We start from the raw sequence: 2,298 nt of genomic DNA on the forward strand, positions 1-2,298 counted from the left end.
CGCGAGCCGCGACCGCGGCCCACCTCGCCCGAGCGCCCGGCCGCCTCGCGACGCGCCGCAGCCCGGCGCGCATGGGCCGCCTGGGCTGCGGCCGGATCGAGCTCCTCGCCGTCAACGGTGGGGAACTGGCCCGTAGCCTCCTTGATGTGCTCCTCGAAGGTACGCGGGGCCGTGCGTCGGGGGCCACCCACAGCCTCCTCGGCGCGACGGCGCGGATTGTTGCCCCCCAGCACGTTCTTCGCATCGGCGATGATGTCAGCGGGGGTCGGCCCCCCCATTGGATCGAGGGGCGAGCGCTCGTTCTCGGTTCCCATGATGTTCCTGCGTCTCGTCTTCCAGATGAGGCGGGCCCGCGCAAAGGGCCCGCGACGCTCTGGCTAGGCGGTGACGACGCCTTCCGGCTCGATGACCGTCACGCCGCCCATGTAAGGCACGAGCGCGTCCGGCACGCGAATGGTTCCATCCGGCTGCTGGTAGTTCTCGATGACCGCGGCCATGGTGCGGCCCACGGCCAGACCCGACCCGTTAAGCGTGTAGAGGTAGCGCGAGCCCTTGAAGTGCTCGGGGTCGCGATACTTGATGTTGGCGCGACGCGCCTGGAAGTCGGTGCAGCACGAGCAGGAGCTGATCTCCTTGTAGCCGTCGTAGCAGGGCAGCCACACCTCCAGGTCGTAGGTCTTGGCGGACGAGAACCCGATGTCGCCGGTGCACAGGCTGATGACGCGGTAGGGCAGCTCCAGCTTCTGCAGGATGTTCTCGGCGTCCTCGACCATGGCCTCCAGGTCGTCGAAGGCCTCTTCCGGCTTGGCGTACTTCACCATCTCCACCTTGGAGAACTGGTGCACGCGGATGATGCCGCGCGTGTCGCGGCCGGCGCTGCCCGCCTCCTCGCGGAAGCAGGGGGTGAAGGCGCAGTACTTGAGCGGCAGCTGGGCGGCGTCGAGCACCTCGCCGGCGTGCAGGTTGGTCAGCTGAACCTCGGCGGTGGGGATGAGGTACAGGCCGCCCGTGGTCTTGAACAGGTCGTCCTCGAACTTGGGTAGCTGAGCGGTGCCGGTGAGCGTGGCGGCGTTGGCCAGCGCGGGCACCCACCACTCCTTGTAGCCGCGGGCCACGTGCTGGTCGAGCATGAAGCTGATGAGCGCGCGCTCCAGGCGGGCACCCAGGCCGCCGAGCACGTAGAAGCGGCTCTCGGCCAGCTTCACGCCGCGGTCGAAGTCGATGATGTTCAGCACCGGGCCCAGGTCCCAGTGCGCCTTAGGCTCGAAGCCCTCGGCGGCGAAGTCACGCGGGGTGCCCCAGCGGCGCACCTCGGGGTTATCGTTCTCGTCGGCGCCGACGGGGGTGGCGGCATCAGGCATGTTGGGAACGGACATCAGCAGGTCGCGCAGCTCGGCGTCCACGGCCTCGCGGCGCGCGCTCACGCCGGCCAGCTCGTCGTTGATGGCGCGCACGCGCTCCTTGGCGGCCTCGGCCTCGTCCTTCTGGCCGGCGCCCATCATCTTGCCGATCTCCTTGGAAAGGGCGTTGCGCTCGGCCTGGAGCGCCTCCTCCTGCTGGATGGCGTCGCGGCGGGACTCGTCAAGCTCGGAGAAGCGGGCCGAATCCCACGAGGCGTTGCGGTTGCGCATGGCCTCGCTCACGGCGTCCTGGTTTTCGCGAACGAACTTGATGTCTAGCATTGACGGGCTCCTTCTTTCCAACATTGCGTCAAGGGTGCCAGTATAGCGCACCCGCGCCCCGCGCCCCGAAACCTGGGCGAGGGGGCCGCCCCATCCGGGAGCGGCGCTACCGGCGCGCGCTCACCTCGCGCGCGATGGTAGCCAGCACCTCTGCCAGGTTTATGGGCTTGGACAGGTGGGCGTTCATCCCGCTCTTGAGCGAGGCCAGCACGTCATCGGCGAAGGCATTGGCCGACATGGCGATGATGGGCACCGTCGCGGCGTCAGGGCGCCCCATCGCGCGGATGGCCGCCGTCGCCTCCAAGCCCGTCTTGCGCGGCATCCGCACGTCCATGAGCACCACGTCGTAGAAGCCCAGCGCCGAGGCGGCGAACATGTCGCAGGCCGTCTGGCCGTCCTCGGCCCAGTCGACGACCATGCCCTCCTCGGACAGAAGCTCAGTGGCTATCTCGGCGTTGAGGTCGCTGTCCTCAGCCAGCAGCACGCGCACGCCTGCAAAGTCGAAGGCGGGCGCAGGATCGGCGAGGCCGGGGCCGGCGGGCGTCGTCGGATCGGCGGGGCCGGGCGTGGGCGCCGCGGGGCCGGCGGACGCCGCCGAACGAGCGGCTGGCGCGAC

Annotated in this window: 3 protein-coding genes; all 3 read right to left on the minus strand. The window is 69.6% G+C overall.

Annotated elements, in window-relative coordinates; translation table 11 throughout:
* On the minus strand, positions 1-314 hold a 314-nt coding region (locus D1643_RS10645; protein WP_201751097.1), incomplete at its 3' end, for a hypothetical protein.
* A gap of 63 nt (positions 315-377) precedes the next feature.
* Positions 378-1,682 (minus strand): serine--tRNA ligase, encoded by a 1,305-nt coding sequence (gene serS, locus D1643_RS10650; RefSeq protein WP_160710585.1) that lies wholly within the window; start codon positions 1,680-1,682, stop codon positions 378-380.
* 106 nt (positions 1,683-1,788) lie between these two features.
* On the minus strand, positions 1,789-2,298 hold a 510-nt coding region (locus D1643_RS10655), incomplete at its 5' end, for a response regulator (protein WP_160710586.1).

Origin of the sequence: Enterorhabdus sp. P55, from assembly GCF_009911695.1 — a bacterium.
Taxonomy (GTDB): domain Bacteria; phylum Actinomycetota; class Coriobacteriia; order Coriobacteriales; family Eggerthellaceae; genus Enterorhabdus.

Excerpts from the sequence above, each read along its gene's own strand:
- serS (WP_160710585.1), bottom strand. The coding sequence starts at position 1,682 with ATGCTAGACATCAAGTTCGTTCGCGAAAACCAGGACGCCGTGAGCGAG.